Here is an 18,253-nt window from a genome sequence, read left to right on the forward strand (position 1 = left end):
CTCAAAGGGATAGCTCATGATTATCAATTTAAGTGAAACCAATTCGTTGGTAGGAGAATGGTTAAGCGAGATCAGGAATGTGGATGTACAGCAGGATCGTATGCGCTTTCGGCGTAATATGGAGCGATTGGGTGAAGTAGCTGCATACGAGATCAGTAAAACGCTGGACTATGTAGACAAAGAAGTGACTACCCCTATGGGTATCGCCACTTGCCGGGTATTGAAATCTCAACCGGTACTGGCCACCATTTTAAGAGCCGGGCTGGCACTACACCAGGGTTTGTTACACTATTTTGATAAAGCAGACCATGCCTTTGTTTCCGCTTATCGTAAGCATAACCACGACGGTTCTTTCGACATCAGCCTGGAGTACGTAAGCACGCCTTCAATTGACGGAGAGGTGTTGATACTCTCAGATCCGATGCTGGCTACAGGCGCTTCGCTGGTGAAAACCATCGAACACCTGGAAGAAATCGGAAAACCCAGTCATATTCACCTGGTAGTAGCTATTGCCTGCACCGTGGGCATTGAATATGTACTGCGCAATACCAAGTCGAACCTGACTATCTGGGCAGGAGATATCGATGATGAACTGACCGCCAAAGGCTACATTGTACCGGGTTTGGGTGATGCCGGTGACCTCGCTTTCGGAAATAAATTACAACAATAGTAAGATTATATCGTTTTACGAATAGCAGTTTTTGTATCTTTAAAAAAGTACGGAACTGCTATTCGTTTTTTAATTATCATGTTTTTTATACATGGATTTAATTTGAGATATGATTTAATTAACGTACCTTCACCGGCATTGCATAACACCCTATGCTTTAAGCTTTACTAATATGAAAAGAGCTTTACTATTCCTGGCCATATTGCTTTATTTAAATCCTTTGCGGGCGCAGGACCCGCACTTTTCGCAGTTTTTTGCGTCGCCACTTACCCTTAACCCAGCCTATACCGGTCTATTTTCTGGAGACTATCGCTTATCTGGTAACTATCGCTCACAATGGCGCAGCATCGCCTCTCCGTTTGTAACGGGTACGGCAGCCATTGATTTCGGCATTCTAAAAAATGTTATTTCTTATACAGATATATGGGGCGTGGGTTTTATGGCAATGTATGACCGAAGCGGCGGCGGTGCACTTACCTCCAGTTACGTTTCCTTCAGCACGGCCTACCACAAAGGACTCGACCCAGAGGGTAACCATACCCTGGCCATTGGATTACAAGGTACCCTGGTGCAAAAAAGACTGGATAACAGTAAGCTGCAATTCGAAAATCAGATAGACAATAACGGATATAATCCCATGATTCCCAGTAACGAAACGCTGGTAAATCCTAAAATATCCTATTTCGATCCTAACGTTGGTATTTTATACAATGGCCTGATCGGAGAATCTTCCAATATTTACCTGGGCGCCTCCTATTATCATATTACCCAACCTACAGAATCTTTTATGAACCTCACCCAAAACCGGCTTAGCTACCGCTGGACGGTGCACGGCGGTGGTTCTGTCCCTGTAAATGGGAAAGACAGGTTTCACACCAGCATTTTGTATATGAAGCAAAGTACCGCCTCTGAGTTAACTTTTGGCGGGGCTTATGGATTTGCATTAGAGGATATGGACGACAACCCTACCACTTTTTATGTAGGTAGCTGGTATCGCCTGAAAGATGCGATCATACCTTATATTGGTATGGAAATCAAAGGATTCCAGGTAGGTCTCACTTATGATACGAACGTATCTACCCTCAACCCGGCATCTCATTACCGTGGTGGTATGGAAATTTCATTGATCTATATTCACACCAAAAACCAAAATAATAAATATAAAACCCTCTGTCCGCGTTTCTAATAAATTGGTTATTAGCAACTTTGAGAGAAGGGAGTATATAAGGCTAAAAGCAAAAAGCTATTTTCGGGGAGCGCTTCACGAAAATAGCTTTTTGCTTTTAGCCTTATGCTTTCCACGCTTTTAACACAGGATTATCATTATAACTATAGCAATCATAGCTATTTTTACCTTAGTTTCGTTGCTCTTTCATAAAACAGGAACAAACACAGATTCAGTTACACTAAAATTATTCAGGCATTGTTTTTTTCATTCAGAGAAATGCTTTCGGCAATTCAGTCTTACGGAAAAGCCCATCAATTCATTTTACAACATAAGTTATGGAAATGGATACTGATTCCCGGTATCATCTATTGCTTACTCTTTTTTACCGGCTTTTACTTTGTTTGGGGTTATTCAGGTGACTTTGTGGAATACCTGACCAAACTCCTGCACATTACTGAATGGGTACAGGACCTGGAAAGCAGCTGGATCAGTTTTCTGTTTATACTGGTGGCATTCTCTGTCAGGATTGTGTTTGTATTTTGGTATTTCTCGTATTTTAAATATTTATTTCTGATAGTGGCTTCTCCTGTTTTTTCTTATTTATCAGAGAAGACAGAAGCCATTCTTGATCATAAAGACTTTCCTTTTAGCTGGGCGCAACTGGGCCAGGATATTTTACGGGGCATCAAAATGTCGTGCCGCAATATCGTTTACCAGACAGCAGCTATTCTCATCCTGTTGCTGGTATCTTTCATCCCGGTGATTGGTTGGCTGACGCCGATGGTAGGATTCTTTATTGAATCTTATTTCTACGGGTTTTCCATGATGGATTATAGTTGTGAGCGGCATAAATTAAACATGTCTCAAAGTATTGCGTTTATCCGGCAACATCGTGGTATGGCGATAGGTAATGGCATGGTGTTTTACCTGTTCATGCTGATTCCTGTAGTGGGCTGGATGTTGGCGCCTTCATATGCAGTTATTGCTGCTACTATTGATTTACAAACCAAAAGATTGAAATAATGAGTACCCCTGGCAAAGTGTATTTGGTTCCTACTGTGTTGAGCGCTGATGCCTTATTCAGTATTCCCGCATACGTAACTGCAATAGTGCAGCAGTTATCCGTTTTTTATGTAGAAAATGAACGTACTGCCCGTCGCTACCTGAAAGCGCTGGATAGAAATATCAATATTGACGCCCTGCAGTTGCTGATCATGAATGAAAATCAGCCACCTGACCTGGTGTTGGCAAAGAAATTATTACTGGAAGGGAAGGATATCGGCATCCTGAGTGAAGCTGGTTGCCCGGCTATTGCGGATCCGGGGAACCTGATTGTGCAGGTAGCCCATACGGTAAATGCCCGGGTTATTCCTATGATTGGTCCCAACTCTATGTTGCTGGCCCTGATGGGCTCCGGCCTCAACGGGCAAAGCTTTCAGTTTACAGGTTACCTACCCATCAAACCGCCGGAAAGAACAAAGATGATCCGGGAACTGGAACAGGAATCTGCCAGAAAGAACCAAACACAACTGTTTATAGAAACGCCTTACCGCAACAACCAGCTCATGAAAGATCTGCTGGATAACTGTAAGGACTATACGCGGATTTGCGTGGCAGCTGATATTACAGCACCCACGGAATATATTAAAACCAAAACGGTGAAGGAGTGGAAACAACAGTTGCCGGATCTTCACAAAAGACCCGCCATCTTTCTCCTGCTGGCTACCAATGGATAGATAGTAAAAGAGGGATTTTCCACAGTGGAAAATCCCTCTTTTAATTTACGGCAGTTCCTGTCTGCCAGCATCTTTTATAGAAATAATACTATCTACAATAAACGGGCTATAGCCTCTCCAGGGAATGGCGCCCAGGTACTCTTTATAATGCAGCTCTACTATTTTGCCACTGGCAGTCATCAACTGTTGTGCAATGCGCTCGCTGCTTACCGAAAACTGGAATTCATTGGACTGGATAGTCCCCGCCACTTTACCCTTGTAGCCGGACTGTATCACCTTACCTTCATAGGTTTTAAAGACATATCCTTTCTGCACAAAATAATTAAGCTCTCCTGCCTTTACCCCCTGGCCAAAAACGAAATAGTATTTGTAGAAGAATATACCTCCCAGTATTAGTACAATAACACTTACAACGATAAAGACAAAACGGCCCATAAGGATAATTTAGAGATAGATAATCAGAAGTTTTGGTCTACAAGATAAATCAAACCTGCCATACCAAAAGCACCCAATTCCAGTTCCCGTTTATTTACAGCTTCAAACACGTCATTTGCGGCGTGGTGATAATCGAAATAACGCTGGGAATCCGGAGATAGTTCAGCCATAGGCGTACCCAGGGCTTCATTCAGTTGGCCTACATCTACTCCTCCACCCTGCTCTTCAAAATCATAAATGCCATAAGGGGCAAACAAGGGTTTCCAGCTATTCATTTTGGCTTTTTTATCTGCCGGCAAAGTAGTCATAAAACCACGTGGTGTAAAGCCACCGGCATCACTTTCCAGGGCAAAGATGTGGTGTTCTTTTTTTGCCTTGGCTACAGCCGCATATTTCTTTCCTCCACGGGTACCATTTTCCTCATTGGCAAATAATACTACCCGTAAAGTGTGTTCCGGTTTGATACCCAAAGCTTTAAAGGCTCTCAATACTTCAATGGATTGTACACAACCGGCGCCGTCGTCATGTGCGCCTTCCGCCACATCCCAGGAATCGAGGTGGCCGCCAACGGTGATAAATTGATCCGGATACTTATTTCCCTTCAGCTCACCGATCACATTATGCCCAACTACTTCCTTCAACATTTCGCAGTTGGTACGCAGGAATACTTTGGCATCTGTATCGTCTTTAATGCGCTGGCTAAGGCGGTCCGCATCTTCCAAACCAATAGCTACTGCAGGAATTTTAGGATAGGCAGTATCATAACTCATCGCCCCGGTATGCGGGAAGTTATTGGCGCCATGCGACATAGAACGCACAATCACCGCCAATGCGCCATATTTGGCAGCTCTGCTGGCGCCCTGGCCGCGGTACTTCACCGCATCGCCATAGGAGTGAAATGTTTTAATGTATTCAGGTTTGAAATGCACATTGTAGAAAACGATCTTCCCTTTTACCTGGTCTTTCTTTGCTTCCAGCTCATCGAAAGATGCTACTTCCAGCACTTCCGCCGTTACACCATCCGGGCCACTTCCCACAGAATTGCCTAACGCCAGCACATTCAGCGGTGGGATGAAATCCCGGCGTTTGGAGATGATACGGGCTTCTTCCCTTGCGCCTCTTACCCAATGCGGCACCATACATTCCTGCAGATACACCGTGTCGGCACCCGCAGCTTTCAGTGCGGCTACGCCCCACTGTTCTGCCTTGGGCATCTGCGGTGATCCGGCCAGGCGCCCACCAATGTCTTTGGTGAGGTGATGCAGGTTTTCATAAGCCGTACTGTGGGTCAATACTTCATCAGCTAATTTCCTAAGCGTTATAGAATCTTTTTCCTGCGCCACTGCGAGCGATGGCAATGAGCAGGCAAATAAAATTGGCACAATAAAATTTCTCATGTAGCAGGTTAATTTATGGTTAAAACTACTAAAAAAGCGGAAAGCTAAATGCATAAAGCAAAAAGCTACCGTAGCGGATCACAAAAACAAATGCTATATCCGCCCTGATCATCCCTCACAGTAGCTTTTTGCTTTATGCCTTCTGCTTTCTGCTTTTTAGTACCTTTGCAGAATGCAAAAATCTAACTCATGCGCATAGGAATAGTATGTTACCCTACCTACGGTGGTAGCGGGGTACTGGCCACAGAGCTTGGTAAAGCACTGGCAGACAAAGGCCACATGGTTCACTTTATTACATATCAACAGCCGGTAAGGCTTAACGCGTTCCACGCTAATATATATTATCACGAAGTTCAGGTTCCCACATATCCGCTTTTTGACTTCCCTCCCTATGAGTCGGCACTTAGCAGTACTATGGTGGATGTAATCATTAACCAGAAGCTGGACCTGTTACACGTACACTACGCCATTCCACACGCCTCTACTGCCTATATGGCCAAGCAGATCGTGAAAAAACACGGCAGAACGGTTCCTTTTATCACCACCCTGCACGGTACAGATATTACCCTGGTGGGTAAAGACAAAACCTATGAGCCGGTAGTTACCTTCTCTATCAATGAATCTGACGCTATTACAGCGGTATCTGAGAACCTGCGGGATGAAACGTATAAGTCTTTTCCCATAGAAAAGGATATTGCGGTGATCTACAACTTCGTGGATACTCAGCGGTTCAGTCGCCGGGAACTGCCTCATTTCAGGCAAGCTATTGCGCCTAATGGCGAAAAAATACTGTTACACGTATCCAACTTCCGTAAAGTAAAGCGGGTACCGGATGTAGTCAAAGTATTTGCGCTGGTACGCAAGGAAATACCTGCCAAGCTATTGCTGGTAGGTGATGGTCCGGACAGACCTTCTATTGAATGTTTATGCCGGGAATTAGGGATCTGTGATGATGTAAGATTTGTAGGTAAACAGGAACAACTGGAAGATGTGATGTCTATCAGCGACTTGTTTATCCTGCCTTCAGAATATGAAAGTTTTGGTTTGGCTGCGCTGGAAGCCATGGCGGCGCAGGTGCCGGTGATTTCTTCCAATGCAGGCGGTTTACCGGAAATCAACATTCCCGGACAAACCGGTTATATGAGTAATGTAGGAGATGTAGAAGGGATGGCTGCACAGGCCCTTCGCTTGCTGAAGGATGAAACCTTACTGGCAAAGGTACGCCGGGGTGCTTTGGAACAGGCACAACGCTTCCATATCGACAATATCATTCCTCAATATGAGGCTTTGTATGAAGAAGTATTACTGAAACAGGCACAGCTCCTTTAACGGGAGCGAATCCATTTTTCAGGATTCTGTTTTAGCATGTTGCGATATATCTGTAATTCTATTTCGCCGGTATTGCTACCTGGTCCGGCTGCGGCAACTCCCAGTGTTTGACCACGTTTCACCACTGTACCTTTGCTCACCCGCACATCCAGTAATCTCACATAATTGGTAAAATATTTTCCATGGCGTAGGGTAACCATATACCCTGCGCCTGGTACCATAAATACCATAATTACTTCTCCTTCAAAGATGGCTTTCACGGCAGCGCCTTTTGCGGTAGCAATGATAACGCCATTATGATCTACTTCAATTTTGCCTACATGTCCGGTGCCGAAATGCCCGGTAATGCGGCCAGCTTCTACCGGCCACGGTAAGCGGCCACGGTTGGCTTCAAAGTCGCGCGATAACGACAATGCCTCTGGTGTAGCCACCAACACGTCTTCGCTGGATGTTTTGGCTACGGGCGCATCGTCCTCGTCATCTTTCTCTTCTTCCACCGGTTTGGCTGGTGGCTTTTTGTGTGCCTTTTTAGCGGCGGCCAATGCAGCTTTTCTACGGGCAGCTGCCAACTCCCGGCGTTTGGCTTCTGCTGCTTTTTTACGAGCGAGTGCCTGTGCGGCGGCCCGTTTCTGTGCAGCCGCTATTTCCCGGCGAATGGCCTCCTGGATAGCCTGATCTACCTGCCGGGCTTCTGCTTTATTCTTGTTAATACGTTGTTGCAGCTCCTGTTCCTGGTCTTTCAGCTGGGCGATGGTTTGATCAGTTTCTTTTTTATCAGCAATGAGCGTTACCCGTTGTTGTTGTTCCGTGTGTAGTGCGCCGGCTTTCTGCGCACGTTGCTCCTGTAATACTACTAACTTCTGTCCCAGTAATGCTTTTGTAGAAAGTAGATTCTCGGCCTGTCTGCGCCTGTTTTCGCGGTATTGCTGCAGGTATTGATAACGGCGTAAGGCATCGTTAAAACTGGTGGCAGAGAAGAAAAAGCTGAGTACATCGTAGGAATCCCTTGTTTTATAGGCGTATACTACCAGCTGCGCATAACGGGCGCGGAGAGAGTCTACCTCCTTTTCCAGCGTTTGTACATTATCGTTAGTACTGCTGATATCTCCTTCTATAGCGTTGATTTCTTTATTGATGCTTTCAATCTGTGCATTGCGGGTAGCGATTTTCGCCTGCAACTCCTGCTGTAGATGAAGGTTTTGGCGGGTCGACTTCTTCGTTTGCTGTAATGATTTATTGGCTTCTTCTATTTCTTTTAACAGCTCCTGTTTGCGGTTTTCCAGTGCCGCGCGCGACTGCCTGCTGCTTCGTTGTGCATACAACAAGGCAGGCAATAGCCATAACGCCATCAAAAGAGGGATCAACTTTCTCAAAAAAAATGCATTTGGTTAGTAAGCTAGCGGAAAGCTAAAGGCAGAAAGCAAAAAGCTATTCCAGCGAATGATTATGTTTTACCAGTCATTATGCGCTACAATAGCTTTCGGCTTTTCGCTTTATGCTTTATGCTTCATTCAATATCATATTATCGTCTCCGGATCCACTGCTCAGGATTTTGCTTGGTAACGCCTTTCCATATTTGCAGTTCCACCTCGCCGGTGTTTTCAATATCATTGGTGCTGGCAGTACCTATTACCTGCCCGGTTTTAACAAAATCTCCTTTCTTCACCCGGGTAGTTTGCAAACGTACATAAGTGGTGAAGTATTGTCCATGACGGATAATAATTACATACCCTGAACCAGGCATTACTACAACGGATTTCACTTCTCCGTCGAAGATAGTTTTCACGGCGCCGCCTTTGTTGGTGGCGATCACGACACCATCGGAAGGTACCTGGATATGTTCCATCACAGCGTGTTGGTGAATACCAAAATGCTCGATGATATTACCTGCATCTACCGGCCATGGCAGCTTACCACGGTTAGCTTCAAAGCTTTCTGACAGGGCAAGGGCTTCTGGTGTTGCTTCCAGTACGTTTTCAGTACGGGCAACCGGTTTTTCCGGTTCCGGCTCCGGTGTTTTAACCGGCGCTGGTTTTTCTGGTACCGGTGCTGGTGTATTGTTAGCCGTATTATTGTTATTGTTGGCGGCAGCAGCAGCAGCGGCTTTCGCTTTTTCCGCAGCGGCCAGTGCGGCGGCTTTACGGGCTTCCTCTTCCTTACGGCGTTTTTCTTCCGCAGCTTTGCGGCGGGCAGTTTCTTCCTCTATCGCTTTGCGACGGGCATCTTCAATTTCCTTACGGATTACTGCCCTGATGGCTAATTGTACTTTCTGTGCATCTTTATTACGCTGGTTGATATCTGCCACCAGTTCCTTCTCACGACCTTTCAGTTTATTCAATACCTCATCTTTCTCTTTCTTATCTACCTCCAGCGTGCTTCTTTGCTCCTGTTCTGTTTTAAGCGCATCGGAACGTTTTACCCGCTGAGATTCCAGGCTTTGTATTTTCTTATTCAATTGTTCCTGTGTACTCACAATATTATCTGCCTGTCTGCGGCGATACTCGCGGTATTGTTTCAGGTATTGGAACCGTTTAACAGCATCGTTGAAACTCTGTGCAGAAAACACAAAGTTCAACATATCATAGGAAGAACGGTTTTTGTAAGCATATACCACCAGGAGTGCATATTGCGCTTTCAGGGTATCCAGGTCTTTCTGCAGGGTTTTTACATCCCGGTAAGCGGAATTGATATCGCCGTTAATGAAATTGATTTCTTCGTTGATATTATTGATGAGGCGGGAACGGGCGGAGATTTTATCCCGAAGCGCCCGCAGCTGACCAAGACTTTCTTTGGTAGACTTCTTGGTTTCCTTCAATTGTTCATTGGCATCATCTATTTCTTTCTGCAGTTCTCTTTTTCTTCGCTCCAGTTCCTCCCGCGACTGTTGCTGCTGCCCATTATTCTGGGCAACCAACATGGCTGGCATTAACCATAGCATCAACATGAACGGGATAATCTTCTTCAAATACAACATGACTTATTTTAGTAACTGCAAATTAAATAAATATACAACGTTTATTAGTTTAATGAAGATGACTTTTATGGAGTGTTCAACTTACATACGTTTATAGCTAGATGGCATGTTAAACGGAAAGCTGAGCGGGATGTCAAAATCATAGCGGGTGAAATCGAGCGCTACTTTGGTGACATTTTTTTCCTCCACGTAAATACGGCGGGTAACAGGGAATTTACGGCCTGCTACTTTCGTATAATCTCCGTAGGTAAGCTCACAGGAGCGTTTTACCGGGTTGCTGCTGTCTTTATCCATAACTTTGCTCTGTTGTAACCCGTAATCGTCTGCAAACACATTAAACAGGCTTACAAACTTTGGATGATTGCAACTAAAGGAAACAATGGAAGGTGTTTTTACCACCTGGTATACCGAGTCCGTCAGATATATTGGATTACCAATCAACATATCCTGCAGGGTCTGGAAATCGAATGGTATTCCCAGCAGTTCCTCTGCATCTGCCATCTTCCGGAGGAATAACTGTTTATCCAAACGGTTATACATTCTAAGGCTATCCGGCGTAATCACGGCTCTTATTACTTCATCTACTATTGGCGCCGAAATAGATATCCAGATAATACTATCCTTCTTAATACGGAAGGTAGCATTCAGGTTATTATGGCTCTTTTTATCGGTTTCAAATGCCAGCTTCATTTTGCCGGAAAATGTATTAAAATCAATGTGATTGTCATGTATGCCCTTCAGCATTTCACTGGTAAACCTGGCCATCTCCTCGTTAGCCGAACTATCTTTCACCACTGTTACTTTATTAGTATCAGCAGCCAGGAATGTAGTACGGGCCAGTTTTTTGGGATGACGACAGGCCACCATACCCAGGCCAATGGTTACAATTAAAAGTGTGACGATGGTTTTTCTCTTCATTGAGCGATAAACTTATAGCTAAAAGCTTATTGAATATATCTTTTTTCAGCGATCTTCCTGGCCAGGTCAACAGACGAAGCACCCTTGTCTTTCGCCATCTGCCAGTATTCCACTGCTTTTGTTACTTCTTTCAGATTAAACAGGATATCCCCGTAATGCTCCAATACATTAGGGTTCTTCTGCGCATCTGGGTATTGTAGTGCTTTTTCAATCCACTGTTTGGCCTCTCCAAACTTTTCCTGACGGAAGAGAATCCAGGCGTAAGTATCCATGTAGGTTGGACTTTCTGGTTCTATTTCCAGGGATTGCCTGGACAACTCTGCTGCCCTGTCGAGGTTTTCTCCGCGCAGTGACAGGTAGTAGCTGTAATTGTTCATGATCAGCGCATCTTTAGGCCGTAGTACCAGGGCCAGTTCGTAGCTGCTGTCTGATTGCCGGTGTTGCCCGGTAGCATGGTAAGAATCTCCCAGCAGTGAATAAATATCTCCCAGGAACCTTTTCTCGCCATTCCCTATTTCCAGTGCGGCGTTCAGCGAATTAATAGCATTGGGGTATTGTTGCAAAAGAAAACTGGCTACCCCTTTAAAGTAATAGCCCATAAATTCTTTCGGGAACTTGTTGGTTACATTATTGCTGAGGGTCAGCAGCGCCGTAGGATCTTCCTTACGGGAGTAAATCCACATCAGTTGATACCAAACAGAAAAACGGGTATCATCCAGGCTCAGGGCTTTTTTATAGCTGGTTTCCGCACTATCAAGCATATCGGCCTGTGAAAACATATCGCCACGAAGGGCGTATGCTTTCGCGTCTTTGGGATGTGCTTTAATAATAAGGGAGGTCAGCTGCAGGCCTTCACTCAGTTTGGAAGTATCCGTATTCATCATCTGAAGATATGGATACACATAAGCTACTTTTTCATCGATACTATAACCTGGATTGACAAAGGCCTTGGTAAGATTAGTCCAATAGGTAGCTGTATCGTTATTCTTTCTGGCATAAGAAGCCAATGCAATCAGCGCCCTTGGATTATCAGGATCTTTAGTCAGGATGGTGTGATATATTTCCGCAGCGTTTTCAATGCGGTCATTGGCATCATATATTTCCGCCAGCAAATAATAATACCTGGTTTCCTGTGGATCCTGGTTAATGAGTTTTTTAATCTCTGCTGCCGCCTCATCTACCATACTCATTTTGAGCAGGAGTTTTTGTTTTTGGTAGATGAGTTCCTCTACCACCCCTACTTTATCTTCGAGTTGATTAAAGGCTGCCAGGGCTGACGCGGGTTTATTGGCTTTAGCCAGCAATACTCCTTTGTTGTAGAGGTAGTCTTCGTTGTCGGGGTATCTCTTGGTAAGTCCATCAAAAACGAAGGCGGCGCTATCGAATTTTTCATTGACAGCATATGCATCCGCCAGGGTTACCTGGAACCAATGATTTTCCGGGTCAATGGCTACTGCCCTGCGTGCAAAGATGAGGGCATTACCGGCGTTTTGTACTTCTATGAACAGGCGTGCCAGTTCATAGTTAACTGTCGCATTATTTTTATTCAGCCGTAAATAGTCAGCATATTGGGTGATAGCCGTACGATAGTCGCCCAGCATTTTAGAACGCTGCGCGGCAAAAAAGAGACTATCTGCGCGCTGTGACAGCACAGCAGCATTTTTAACGGAAGTATTGCCACGTGAGGCCGATTGTTTAGCACCACTGCAAGCTCCCATTAATAAAATACCTACCAGCCCTATAACGGTGAAGTATATCCGCATTTATCAGGATTTACCGGTATGTCCAAAACCTCCTACTCCTCTTTCTGTTTCAGAGAGTACAGTTACCGGTTCTATCACTGCCTGTACAAAAGGAGCGATGACCATTTGGGCAATGCGATCACCGGGTTGTATGGTTTGCGGTTCGTTGGACAGGTTAATCATGATAATTTTAATTTCCCCACGATAATCTGCATCTATGGTACCGGGTGTATTGAGCAATGTTAATCCTTGCTTGATAGCCAGACCGCTACGTGGGCGGACCTGCGCTTCATATCCTGCCGGCAATTCCATGAACAGTCCGGTAGGTATTAGCATCCTTTCCAGCGACTGTAAAGTAACCGCTGTTTCCAAATGTGCGCGGAGGTCCATTCCTGCCGCATCTGCCGTTGCATAAGCTGGTAATTCGTTACCTGACTTATTGATGATTTTCACTATAATATCCGCCATTGAACAAAGATATTTTAAAAAAATTACGAATTGCGAATTACTGGGTGATATGCTCCAGTAATACAACTGCATGGGCTGTAACGCCTTCCTCACGGCCTACAAATCCCATTTTTTCTGTAGTAGTAGCCTTCACAGAAACATCTTCCACACTGATATGCAGTGTATCTGCAATCACTGCCTGCATAGCGGGCACGTAAGGCTTAATTTTAGGCGCCTCCAGGCAAAGGGTACTGTCTACATTCACTACCTGGTAACCTTTTTCACCAATCAGTTGCAGGCAACGGGCTAATAATATTTTACTATCGATGTTTTTGTAAGCATTATCTGTATCCGGGAAATGAACGCCAATGTCACCCAGTGACAGTGCTCCCAGCATAGCATCGCAGATGGCATGCAATAACACATCCGCGTCGCTGTGTCCCAGTGCTCCCTTATGATGAGGTACTAACACCCCTCCCAGCCAGAATTCACGTCCTTCTACCAGCTGATGAAAATCTACCCCCAGTCCAATACGTATCCTACTCATAGTTGTAATAATTTAATCATTTTGCCAATCCGCAAGGTAAGCCTTTCACGCAAAGGAGCAAAGAGCATAAAGCAGAAGGCATAAAGCAAAAAGCTATTGTAGTGGAGACAGTAGCGGAGAATAATATTATTCCCGTTATTCTCCGCTACAATAGCTTTTTGCTTTATGCCTTCTGCTTTATGCTCTTCAGGAAATTTACCAGCCTGTGCGGCTCTCTTCATCTCTTGGCCCCAGGTCAAAGGTCAGGGTAAACCGCAGGGTATTTGACAGCGGATTACGTTGTGTACCTGATCCTGATGGCACCAGATAGGAAAAGTTAAGGCCAAATATGTCGTACTTCACACCGATACCGGCGGTGAAATACTTACGGTTACCTTTATTTTTGTTTTCATTAAAATATCCCGCTCTTACAGCAAACTGCTTGTTGTACCAGTATTCCATCCCTAATGAATACATCAGTTCCTGCATTTCTTCCTTAAACCCTCCGGGGGCGTCTCCAAAAGAGCTGAACATCCCTTCCAGGGAGCTTTTACTTTTGTACCTGCCGGCTGAATCTGGTGTTGGTACCAGTAATTTATTGATATCCAGCGCAAATGTCAGCTCATTGTTTTCATCCAATGCTACGGTATAGGCAGAACCGATACCGAGGTTAGTAGGAATAAAATCTTTTTCCTGTGCGGAGCTCAGGTAGGAAATTTTTGTACCCATATTGGAAATTGCAGCGCCGATGTTTAATTTATTTACCAGCCCATCTGCTCTTTCGAAATCTTTGGTATAAAAGCCGGATAAATCCACCGCAAACGCTTTGGCAGCCTTTACCTGCATTCCATCTACGGATTGTCCGTTGGCCAGGTTAGAGTAAATGAAATGTCCCGTTAGCCCAATACCGAAATGGTCTGATAATTTGCGGGCATAGCCTGCGTCCAGCGCAAATTCCCGTGCATGGAAATCCTGGATGGGTGCACCGTCTCTATCGGTAAATGCGATGGTACCCAGCGAAAAATAACGTAATGAACCAGCTACGGCCTGGTGCTCATCCAATTTTGTATAACCGTTCAGGCTAGCCAGGAAGACGTCGTTTACCAGCTCTTTGAGCCAGGGTGTATAGGTAACCGCAATTCCCGCACTCTTTTCCGCGAATGGCAGCTTGGAAAGATTGTTATATATAGAATAAGCATCTCCTGAAAGCCCTAATCCCACATCGCCCATGGCTCCACTACGTGCATCTGGTGTAATTCGCAAAAACGGCACGGCGGTATTAATAGGTACTGAACGACCATCTAACTGCCCCGAAGGAACTTGCGCTGAAGATTTAAAACTTATGAAAGTACCGTAAATGAACACAAGGCCCATTGTTACCTTTCGGATCATGCAGATTTTGTATTTGATAAGGATGTAAAAATAATCTTATTTATTAATATAACACAGAAAGGGGTTTAATTGGGATAATGGTAAAAATATTTTCCTGCATAGGTTATAACAACACCAGCTTACCACCCTTGCTCGTCGCTCTCTTCGTGGTTCTGATGGTTATGCTGTACACATATATGCCCGGGGGTAATTTAACGCCGGCATCACTACGTCCATCCCAGAGCATGCCATCATAACGACCAGCTGTTGAAATTATTGTACTATGCATTGTTTTAACCAGTGTCCCCCCTACCGTAAATATCCGTAATGTTAGTTGTAGTTCCTGTCCCTGTTGATTATGCAGGAAAGTGAAACGTGTTACATCACGGAAAGGGTTTGGATAATTCCTTACTTCCTCTACAGCCAGCATCCCTTCTTCCGTTACTTTAAAATAAAGGGTGGTGGTTGCCACGTTATTGTAGGTATCCCATGCTTTAATTGTTATCCTATGCTCTCCTGCTGATAAACCACTCAAGGGAAACAGTACACTTCCTCTTTTATAGTTATTCAAAGATGACTCAAAATAATCATTTAATACAATATATTCCCCACTATCCAAAATCGCCACCAGGCTATGTGCACTATTATTCCCGGCTATATTAATGCCGCTGCTGTCTGCCAGATCTATCATTAACATCGGATCAGGGCTGGTAATATCCCCATTTCTGAATTGCCGGTTATTAAGCCAGGCATTGATAGTGGGACCAGTAATATCGGTACCGGGCCTGGCAATAATTCCACCCGTGACAAAGTTATTAAAATACCCATTGCCATCCCGTTGATCGTTGCTGGTATAATAGCTGATCTTCCCTTTTCCGGTGCCTTCACGAATATCGCGGGGCGCCACAAATGTAAGGGAAAACTTGCCTGCTGTAACCGTTTGTGTTCCCTGGAATAAAACATTTTGCTGTACCTTATAAGCAGCTACCTGGCTACCAGCATCATTTCCACGCGTTTTTTGCAGGGAAGGCTGATCATATATAGTAGTATAGAGTGTACCATTATAATCCAGTATGGGATTCCCCCCCGCATCGGTAATATGTCCTTTAATGGTATAGGTACCCAGTCCTTTTAATGTATCTGTACCGGTTAGTGGCTGCCCGTTGATGCTGTCCGTAACTACTTTGCAGGTGGGAAATGCCAGTGTTAATGCCGGATCTCCCAATAGCTGAAACTTCCGGTTATTGACGGCATCTGCTGAGCTACCGTAGGTGGCATTCTTGGCCAGCATGGCTGCGGTTCCCAGCGCCGGCATCCGGCCATTGGCATCCAGGGTAAACGCAACTTTCAGGTAGTTGGCATTCATCAACTGGTTAGACGCCGCAAAAACAGCGCGGGTAGTTGTCATTAAAGCAATAGCACCACCGGATTGTTGCAGTAATATTTTATGCCCCAGGGAAGTTATTCCCGGATCATCATAAGGCGCAAAGTCACAGGTAGCGGTAATAAAAAGCGGTAGTTTATGATCGTTATGCCAGGCATTGATACTATTGGCGTCCATGATATTTTCAGCCGCCAGGCGGGAGTTGCTGCCATGGCCGGAATAGTTCAGTACCAAAGCACCTTTGTTGATCCGGCTGGCAATGGCGGTATTTACCTGCGGATAGATGGCGCCACCCGGACCTTGTTCCTGTGGATAAGCATCCAGGTAAATTTTTTCTGTATTCAGTAAGGGGGCGCTTCCATCTATTACTGTCGCCATTTTTTCGGCGTCATCAAAATGAAGGTTATTGTCTTCATCATCAGCCAGCAAGGCTACCTGGTTGCGCCAGGGACCGAAAGCAGCTGGTTGCCGGTAGCTGATAATTTTATCCACGGCCAATGTTGCTTCACCAACATTGCGCGCCGGGATCCGGCCGATACCGATATCCAGCAAATCCGGGACACTGGTTTGGGTAATATCTCCCTTATCTTTTAATATTCCGAAATAATCGTCTGATACATAGGAACGGATAGCATCCAGGGAAGCTTCGCTCTGCCAGGAGGGAACATCGTTGGTATTGTTTTTAATGCGCTGCCGGTAATCGTAAGAAGCGGCACCAAACAATAACAGGTAGCGGGGTGCTGGTCCCCGGTCGTAAAACATTTTTACATAATCGCGGATGGCTGTTGGATCCGGGCTGCCAGCCGCAAACTCATTATATACCTGGTCTACAGTGGTTACCTGCACCTGTAACTGATTTTGTGCGCGGTGCAGGGCGGCTAACCTTTCTGCCGCCCCCCTCAGTGGCTGGGTAGTAATAATAATCATATCTGCGGGGCCATTGCCATGCAAATCCTGGTTCACTACCGGGCCGGCCAGGGAGGGTTGTAATGTTGCCTTGTCAGCAAAAGCCATGTATTCATGAAGCGTATCATTGCTTCCGGCAAACACCAGTGAATCACCCTGTTGTTGATATTTAACCAACACCGGCTTTACCGGATCGGTAACATCCCATATTTTCGTTTGCGCATCGGCGTTATGCAGCGCAAAAAGGCTGTTTTGTTTACTATTGGTATACAATGTACTGCGAAAATCAAGCTGGCCGGTTGCCGGCATTACCAGGGGGCAACGGGCCTGCACTTCCAGGTAGTCGAGCCATCCACGGTCATTGATGTTATTAGGATCAAATATAACGCCTACGTCCAGTTGCGCCTGGGTAGCGGTAGCGGTACCTGCACCCGTAGCGGTGGTGGCTACCCCTTCAAAAATATTGTCTGTTACCGGGAGGAAATATAGATTACTGATGGCAGTGACCTGGTTAACGGTGGCATTAAAATTACAGCCCCCGCTACTGCGGGCAGCTGCACGCATACGAATGGTTACCGGGCTGACGGGTGCTGCCGGCAGCGTGAACCGGTAATTACGGGTCAGTCCCAATACCTTGCTCCACTCGGCCCCCCACCACTGCTTGCCACTGCCCAGGAAGTTAAAGCTGTCGCGTTCAAAAAAGGCCCGATAGTCAAAGGCATATTCGGGAGTACCGGTAACCGGCTGATGATCATCGGTCTTTATGCGTAATCCATCTCCCCCAACTGTTATATAATACCAGGCGGCGTCCGCATAGAGGTTCTTTTTGTGAATAAATGCGCCGGTCCCCTGGTTATATTGCCAGCTATGGGGCCCCGGGGCATAAAACAGCAGGTAGTCATTTCCATCCAGCATACCATCGCCTCCGTCTTCCGCATAGAGGGCTACTTCTGCCAGGTCATCGTAGCGGGGTGTGGCATTGGGTTCTCCTAACATTTGCCCGCCGTTGCCGAACAGCCGGATACTTCCGGTAGCTAATTGGCCGGAATTAATGCCCATGCTTTTCAGGAAGGCTATATCTATTTTATAGATTCCCGGATCGGTGATGGCAAGCTTGTACCAGCTGCCGGCTGCCAGGACAGAATTTTTTTTATATTGACGAATACTGCTTTGGGCAAGTATTTCCTGTTTCCCCAGCAGGGTAATAAGGAATATCCCGATAAAAATATAATTGAGTTTCATTATCTTAA

15 protein-coding genes are annotated in these 18,253 nt (G+C 45.4%); 5 read left to right on the forward strand and 10 right to left on the reverse strand.

Going from position 1 to position 18,253, the window contains the following annotated elements; translation table 11 throughout:
- Positions 1-16: 16 nt before the first annotated feature.
- The 4 genes from upp (at position 17) to AC5ZC7_RS27120 (ending at position 3,574) form a co-directional block, all read left to right on the forward strand.
- On the forward strand, positions 17-670 hold the full coding sequence (upp, locus tag AC5ZC7_RS27105; RefSeq protein ID WP_291924968.1) for a uracil phosphoribosyltransferase: 654 nt from the start codon (positions 17-19) through the stop codon (positions 668-670).
- A gap of 172 nt (positions 671-842) precedes the next feature.
- A complete protein-coding gene (locus AC5ZC7_RS27110) occupies positions 843-1,856 on the forward strand; it encodes a PorP/SprF family type IX secretion system membrane protein (RefSeq protein WP_496162169.1) in 1,014 nt (337 codons plus the stop codon).
- 258 nt (positions 1,857-2,114) lie between these two features.
- Positions 2,115-2,861: an EI24 domain-containing protein gene (locus AC5ZC7_RS27115; RefSeq protein ID WP_496162170.1), complete on the forward strand. Its 747-nt coding sequence runs from the start codon at positions 2,115-2,117 to the stop codon at positions 2,859-2,861.
- On the forward strand, positions 2,861-3,574 hold the full coding sequence (locus AC5ZC7_RS27120) for an SAM-dependent methyltransferase (protein WP_496162171.1): 714 nt from the start codon (positions 2,861-2,863) through the stop codon (positions 3,572-3,574). The genes AC5ZC7_RS27115 and AC5ZC7_RS27120 overlap by 1 nt, the downstream gene beginning before the upstream one ends.
- Before the next feature lie 45 nt (positions 3,575-3,619).
- On the opposite strand, the gene AC5ZC7_RS27125 is transcribed toward AC5ZC7_RS27120, so the two are convergent.
- Together AC5ZC7_RS27125 and AC5ZC7_RS27130 are read right to left on the reverse strand one after the other, a co-directional pair.
- Complete coding sequence (locus AC5ZC7_RS27125) at positions 3,620-4,009, reverse strand: hypothetical protein (protein ID WP_496162172.1); 390 nt, start codon at positions 4,007-4,009, stop codon at positions 3,620-3,622.
- Positions 4,010-4,032: 23 nt separating this feature from the next.
- A complete protein-coding gene (locus AC5ZC7_RS27130; protein WP_496162173.1) occupies positions 4,033-5,406 on the reverse strand; it encodes a M20/M25/M40 family metallo-hydrolase in 1,374 nt (457 codons plus the stop codon).
- 189 nt (positions 5,407-5,595) lie between these two features.
- Here AC5ZC7_RS27130 and bshA point away from each other — a divergent pair, with 189 nt between their 5' ends.
- A complete protein-coding gene (gene bshA, locus AC5ZC7_RS27135) occupies positions 5,596-6,735 on the forward strand; it encodes an N-acetyl-alpha-D-glucosaminyl L-malate synthase BshA (protein WP_496162174.1) in 1,140 nt (379 codons plus the stop codon).
- Here the strand turns inward: bshA and AC5ZC7_RS27140 are convergent.
- From AC5ZC7_RS27140 to porU, 8 genes are all read right to left on the reverse strand, one after another.
- Positions 6,732-8,108 carry a peptidoglycan DD-metalloendopeptidase family protein gene (locus AC5ZC7_RS27140; RefSeq protein ID WP_496162175.1) on the reverse strand — a complete coding sequence of 459 codons (1,377 nt, stop codon included), beginning with the start codon at positions 8,106-8,108 and terminating at the stop codon, positions 6,732-6,734. The two genes, bshA and AC5ZC7_RS27140, sit on opposite strands and share 4 nt — an antisense overlap.
- Positions 8,109-8,257: 149 nt before the next feature.
- Complete coding sequence (locus tag AC5ZC7_RS27145; RefSeq protein WP_496162176.1) at positions 8,258-9,700, reverse strand: peptidoglycan DD-metalloendopeptidase family protein; 1,443 nt, start codon at positions 9,698-9,700, stop codon at positions 8,258-8,260.
- Positions 9,701-9,790: 90 nt separating this feature from the next.
- A complete protein-coding gene (gene lolB1, locus AC5ZC7_RS27150) occupies positions 9,791-10,627 on the reverse strand; it encodes a lipoprotein insertase outer membrane protein LolB1 (RefSeq protein ID WP_496162177.1) in 837 nt (278 codons plus the stop codon).
- Positions 10,628-10,653: 26 nt separating this feature from the next.
- A complete protein-coding gene (locus AC5ZC7_RS27155) occupies positions 10,654-12,390 on the reverse strand; it encodes a tetratricopeptide repeat protein (RefSeq protein WP_496162178.1) in 1,737 nt (578 codons plus the stop codon).
- A gap of 3 nt (positions 12,391-12,393) precedes the next feature.
- Positions 12,394-12,837 carry a dUTP diphosphatase gene (gene dut / locus AC5ZC7_RS27160; RefSeq protein ID WP_496162179.1) on the reverse strand — a complete coding sequence of 148 codons (444 nt, stop codon included), beginning with the start codon at positions 12,835-12,837 and terminating at the stop codon, positions 12,394-12,396.
- A gap of 37 nt (positions 12,838-12,874) precedes the next feature.
- A complete protein-coding gene (gene ispF / locus AC5ZC7_RS27165; protein WP_496162180.1) occupies positions 12,875-13,363 on the reverse strand; it encodes a 2-C-methyl-D-erythritol 2,4-cyclodiphosphate synthase in 489 nt (162 codons plus the stop codon).
- 195 nt (positions 13,364-13,558) lie between these two features.
- Complete coding sequence (gene porV / locus AC5ZC7_RS27170) at positions 13,559-14,734, reverse strand: type IX secretion system outer membrane channel protein PorV (RefSeq protein ID WP_496162181.1); 1,176 nt, start codon at positions 14,732-14,734, stop codon at positions 13,559-13,561.
- A 103-nt stretch (positions 14,735-14,837) separates the two neighbouring features.
- Positions 14,838-18,245: a type IX secretion system sortase PorU gene (gene porU / locus AC5ZC7_RS27175; RefSeq protein ID WP_496162182.1), complete on the reverse strand. Its 3,408-nt coding sequence runs from the start codon at positions 18,243-18,245 to the stop codon at positions 14,838-14,840.
- Between the last annotated feature and the right edge of the window lie 8 nt (positions 18,246-18,253).

Source organism: Chitinophaga sp. 9-1-y (assembly GCF_059511905.2).

Excerpts from the sequence above, each read along its gene's own strand:
- upp (WP_291924968.1), top strand. The coding sequence starts at position 17 with ATGATTATCAATTTAAGTGAAACCAATTCGTTGGTAGGAGAATGGTTA.
- AC5ZC7_RS27110 (WP_496162169.1), top strand. The coding sequence starts at position 843 with ATGAAAAGAGCTTTACTATTCCTGGCCATATTGCTTTATTTAAATCCT.
- AC5ZC7_RS27115 (WP_496162170.1), top strand. The coding sequence starts at position 2,115 with ATGCTTTCGGCAATTCAGTCTTACGGAAAAGCCCATCAATTCATTTTA.
- AC5ZC7_RS27120 (WP_496162171.1), top strand. The coding sequence starts at position 2,861 with ATGAGTACCCCTGGCAAAGTGTATTTGGTTCCTACTGTGTTGAGCGCT.
- AC5ZC7_RS27125 (WP_496162172.1), bottom strand. The coding sequence starts at position 4,009 with ATGGGCCGTTTTGTCTTTATCGTTGTAAGTGTTATTGTACTAATACTG.
- AC5ZC7_RS27130 (WP_496162173.1), bottom strand. The coding sequence starts at position 5,406 with ATGAGAAATTTTATTGTGCCAATTTTATTTGCCTGCTCATTGCCATCG.
- bshA (WP_496162174.1), top strand. The coding sequence starts at position 5,596 with ATGCGCATAGGAATAGTATGTTACCCTACCTACGGTGGTAGCGGGGTA.
- lolB1 (WP_496162177.1), bottom strand. The coding sequence starts at position 10,627 with ATGAAGAGAAAAACCATCGTCACACTTTTAATTGTAACCATTGGCCTG.
- AC5ZC7_RS27155 (WP_496162178.1), bottom strand. The coding sequence starts at position 12,390 with ATGCGGATATACTTCACCGTTATAGGGCTGGTAGGTATTTTATTAATG.
- dut (WP_496162179.1), bottom strand. The coding sequence starts at position 12,837 with ATGGCGGATATTATAGTGAAAATCATCAATAAGTCAGGTAACGAATTA.
- ispF (WP_496162180.1), bottom strand. The coding sequence starts at position 13,363 with ATGAGTAGGATACGTATTGGACTGGGGGTAGATTTTCATCAGCTGGTA.
- porV (WP_496162181.1), bottom strand. The coding sequence starts at position 14,734 with ATGATCCGAAAGGTAACAATGGGCCTTGTGTTCATTTACGGTACTTTC.
- porU (WP_496162182.1), bottom strand. The coding sequence starts at position 18,245 with ATGAAACTCAATTATATTTTTATCGGGATATTCCTTATTACCCTGCTG.